We start from the raw sequence: 4,423 nt of genomic DNA, 5'->3' as shown, positions 1-4,423 counted from the left end.
CAGGGCGAGGTCGCGGGCGGAGGCAAGGTCACGGACTAGAGCGCGGACGGCGGCGCGATCGGGGTCGAGGTTCAGGGACGCGGCAGTCTCCAGAAATTCCGAGACTTGTAGAAGTTCGCTGCGACGCCGGAGCCGCTCTCCCGGGGACACGGACTTCCAGCGAGCCGTCACGTCAGCCAGACTCAGCCCTGTCACGCCGTCCTGAACTGGATCGGCCTGTGTCGAAGCCTCACGGCGGCGAGGAACATCCAGAATCGGAGCGGGAGTAGGTACAGCAGGGCTATCCGGTACGGACAGCAGGCCGGAAGCCTTCAGAGGGGGCCGGAAGCCAGGGGAACGACGTGAGAACACAGCTAGGACGCGGCCCGCGAAGGACTCGGCAGCAACGATCACGCCGCACCTCCTCCGCCCGTCGGATCTTGCTGTGCGGCAACGCCCGTGTCTGGCCGTGGATTCCCGGATAACGGGCTACCTGCCTGGGGCCCTGGCAGAGCACCAGTCTGCCCGGGGTCAGGCAGCTGCCCGCTTTGTTGGAGGTTCTGCGCTTGCTGCTGCGCCTCTTCCACTACACCGCCCAGAGCAGCCCGACCGGCACTTTTAACCATCAACGGCACCAGTGTGGTGAGCTGCTGGACAGCCGACAGCGCGCCCAGCCCGATGAGGAACACAACCAGCGGATTCGTACTCTGCGGATAGGTGGCCGCCACGGCACCAGTCAGGGCTCCACTGACAAGCAACCGCAGCATCCCGGCGACGCAATATGCCTTCCAACCGGGGGCGGGCAGGTGCTGCTCGGCTGGCCGTACGTCCACTCTGCGCTGGGGCGGGTCGATGGATTCCGACTGGACGTTCCACGGCATCTGGCGGTGCCACTTAACCTCGCCGTTTCAGTTGGCGTGAGGCCGGTTGCTGGCCGGGAACGCGAAAGTGCCTTCCGAGCTGGGACGATGAACCTTGTCGAGGGGTTCTGTCGGTCCAAGTGGAAGGCACTTTCTGCGTGCAGGTGCGACACGAGGTCGCGTGTGTTGAGTGGATGCTCTTGGAGAGGGGGTCGGCGATGTCGCCGACGGCAGGGTAGTCCCGGGTCCGTGTCCGATGGCCCGTTCCCACCTGGACGTGCGTCGCTGGTAACGGCGGGGTGCGAAGCTCCGGGGAGAAGCCCAAGTGCCGCCGTTCCACCCGGTGGCAACAGGCAAGGGAAAGACCGGGCGGGCGAACACCCGTGAACCCTCGATGACGTCTCGTGAAGAAAAGCCCTGCCGGTGGGATGCGGCAGCAGGGTGCAGGGCGGGCCGCTGAAACGTGGCAGGCGCCGGGCGGATCTACATGCCGCCCGGGAGGACACCGCCGCCCCGGGATATAGAGGGCGCCCAATCCGGTCGCATCTCGCACACGCGGAACGTGGAAACCCCGACGGAGGCCGCCGCTCTGGCATGGGCGGCGGTGGGCCGACCGTGAGGAAAGCTGATGTCTCCGGCGGGACAGGACGGCTTAAGAAGCGAAGGCCGGCAGGCCGAAAGGTCAGAGGAAACCGGGACAGCATGAGCGGCGGCCTCTCCGCCACCGTCCCGGCCAACTCGCCGGATACCGGACAGGTTTCCGGGTCCGAAAGGACGCTGACGTGAGCCGGGTGAGTCTGTGAGGAGGGACGATGACGACAGGGACAGCACCGAAGGACAAGTTAGACGCCGCGGCCACGGCCGGGGTGAACGGACCGGAGGGCGACTTCTTCGCGGACTGGGACAGTATCGACTGGGACCAGGCGGAGAAGAACGTACGCCACCTGCGCCAGCGCATCTTCACGGCGTCGAAGGACGGTGACCTGGCGAGAGTCAGGAACCTGCAGAAACTGATGCTCCGGAGCCTCAGCAACACGCTGGTCAGCGTGCGCCGGGTGACGGAGGTCAACACCGGACGGAAGACAGCGGGGATCGACGGCCAGATCGTGCTGACCGCCCCGGGCAAGGCAGAACTAGCGCGCTTCATCCAGCAGCGCGGAAGTATCTGGCAGGCCCGTCCCGTCCGGCGAGTGTTCATCCCCAAGGCAGGGGGACGCAAACGGCGCCCGCTAGGAATTCCCGTGATCATCGACAGGGCTCATCAGGCCCGCGCGTCGGCGGCGCTGGAACCTGAGTGGGAGGCACGGTTCGAGGCGAGGTCGTACGGATTCCGCCCGGGCCGGGGCTGCCACGACGCGATCGGGGTCATCTACAACACGCTCAACGGCAAGAACCCGCAACGCGTGTGGATCCTGGACGCCGACCTGGCGGCGGCATTCGACCGCATCGACCACGACCGGCTTCTGGCCCAGCTCGGTACCTTCCCCGCGCGGGAACTGGTCCGGCAATGGCTGAAAGCCGGAGTGGTGGAACGCGGCCGATTCACTGCGACGGAGGAGGGAACTCCTCAAGGCGGAGTGATCAGCCCCGTGCTGTTGAACGTCGCCCTGCATGGGATGGAGGCGGCTGCGGGTGTGCGGTACTACCCTCCGGGCCGACGGTCCGGAGAGATCATGCCGGATGCCCCGGTGCTGGTCAGATACGCCGACGACCTGGTGGCTATGTGCCACAGCCGCGATGCGGCTGAGCAGGTCAAGGCCCAGCTTGCCGGGTGGCTCGCGCCCCGAGGGCTGGTCTTCAACGAGGACAAGACACGTATCGTCCACGCGGAGACTGGCTTTGACTTCCTGGGGTTCAACGTGCGCCGTTATCGATGCGGCAAGCTGCTGATCAAGCCCAGTAAAACAGCCGTCAGGCGGATCCGGGCCAGGCTGCGCAAGGAGATCCGTGCCCTTCGGGGCGCGGAAACTCTCGCCATCTTACGGACGGTCAATCCGATCGTTCGCGGGTGGTCGGCCTATTACCGGACGGTGGTGTCCAAGGAGGTCTATGCCTCGCTGGACTCCTATCTGTGGCAACTCACCTACCGGTGGGCTCGGCACAGGCATCCGAAGAAGTCGAAGCACTGGATCACCAGCCGGTACTTCGGCCGATTCAACACCGCCCGGGAAGACAGATGGGTGTTCGGCCACCGTGACAACGGTGCCTACCTCGTCAAGTTCGCCTGGACGAAAATCGTCCGGCACCAGTTGGTCAAGGGCGCCTCGTCCCCAGACGATCCGGCCTTGGCGGACTACTGGGCCAACCGGCGACGCAGAAGCGCACCGCTGCCGCTGGACCGGGCCACGATGCGTCTGCTCCAGACACAAAAGGGCCGCTGCCAGTGCTGTGGGCAACTGCTTCTGCATTCCGACCAGCCCCCACAGTCCCCAACCGGGTGGGAGCAATGGCTCCGCACCACCCGGAAAGCGATAAAGGCACGACACATCGCCTACGAGGGGACGAAGACGCCGGACGGAGTTCAACTCCGCCTTGCTCACGCCTCGTGCCTCCGACGCCGGAAGGCGTCAGGCAACGGAGATTCTGCATAGTCCCAAGAGCCTTCAGGACTTGCTTGAGCCGTATGCGCGGATAACGTGCACGTACGGTTCTGAGGGGGCGAGGGCGCCGAAATGCGCCCTCGCTACCCGACGGTATCGGTTCGCGTCCCAGGCTCCACGTCTCCGCCGACGGTGCCGGGGTGGTCGGCCACGCCGGAGCACGGCTACTGGCTGATCTCGCCGATGCCACCGGACTGACCAGCTCGTACTCCACCGCGCTGAGACCGCTTCGGCCACGCGGCACCGGTCATGACCCGGGCCGGATCGCCACCGACCTCGCGGTGATGGTGGCTGATGGCGGCGAGGCCATCACGGATCTGGCCGTGCTGCGCGACCAGGGCGAGGTGTTCGGCCCCATCGCCTCGACACCGACTACCTGGCGGCTGCTGGCCGCCGTCGACGAACGCGTACTGGACCGTCTGCGCTCGGCCCGAGCTCAGGCCCGGGAAGTGGCCTGGCTGCAGGCATCCGAGACCCGCTCCGGCATACCGGCGGCGAAAGCAGGTGGACGGGAAGTACCCGGCCTGGTCCTGGACATCGACGCCACGCTGATCACCTGCCATTCCGAAAAGGACCAGGCCGCACCCACCTACAAAGGCGGCTTCGGCTTCCACCCCCTGGTGTGTTTCCAGACCTCCTCGCCTGGACCCGCGTCCTCCTGCTGGACGGCGAACTCGCGGCTGCCGAACCCAAGAAACTCCGCTACCGGATCCTGCACGTCACCGCCCGGATCACCCGGGGCGGCCGCCGCCTCCACCTTCGGATATCAGCGACCTGGCCCTGGCGACATGAACTCGCGGCCGCGTTCCACCGCCTGGCCGCATTGCCCCGCCCCGCCAGCTAACTCGCCGTCCCCGCCCACCTCGACTCAAGGACCTTGGAGAACCCGACCCCGCGTCGGGCTCTCACCATGTCCACGGCCGACACGGCCTCAAACAAACTCGCTCAGCCGCCCAGCAACCCCAACTGAAACGGCGAGGTTAA

The 4,423-nt window shown here is 66.4% G+C and carries 2 protein-coding genes and 1 pseudogene; all 3 read left to right on the top strand.

Annotation, left to right across the window (positions count from 1 at the left end):
• The first annotated feature begins 1,651 nt into the window (after positions 1-1,651).
• The 3 genes and pseudogenes from ltrA to ACFT7S_RS37905 all read left to right on the top strand — a co-directional run bounded on the left by ltrA (position 1,652) and on the right by ACFT7S_RS37905 (position 4,283).
• A complete protein-coding gene (gene ltrA / locus ACFT7S_RS37915; RefSeq protein WP_382740889.1) occupies positions 1,652-3,430 on the top strand; it encodes a group II intron reverse transcriptase/maturase in 1,779 nt (592 codons plus the stop codon).
• A 104-nt stretch (positions 3,431-3,534) separates the two neighbouring features.
• Positions 3,535-4,068: pseudogene (locus tag ACFT7S_RS37910) on the top strand (transposase); the annotation flags it as partial.
• The gene (locus tag ACFT7S_RS37905) at positions 4,062-4,283 is read left to right on the top strand and encodes a transposase (RefSeq protein WP_382740886.1); all 222 of its coding nucleotides are present in this window, start codon (positions 4,062-4,064) and stop codon (positions 4,281-4,283) included. The pseudogene ACFT7S_RS37910 and the gene ACFT7S_RS37905, both read left to right, overlap by 7 nt.
• Positions 4,284-4,423 lie beyond the last annotated feature (140 nt).

Origin of the sequence: Streptomyces sp. NPDC057136 (genome assembly GCF_042670885.1) — a bacterium.
Classification (GTDB): domain Bacteria; phylum Actinomycetota; class Actinomycetes; order Streptomycetales; family Streptomycetaceae; genus Streptomyces.
Note: the sequence above shows the minus strand (reverse complement) of the source record. Positions and strands in the feature narration are given on the sequence as shown.

Excerpts from the sequence above, each read along its gene's own strand:
- ltrA (WP_382740889.1), top strand. The coding sequence starts at position 1,652 with ATGACGACAGGGACAGCACCGAAGGACAAGTTAGACGCCGCGGCCACG.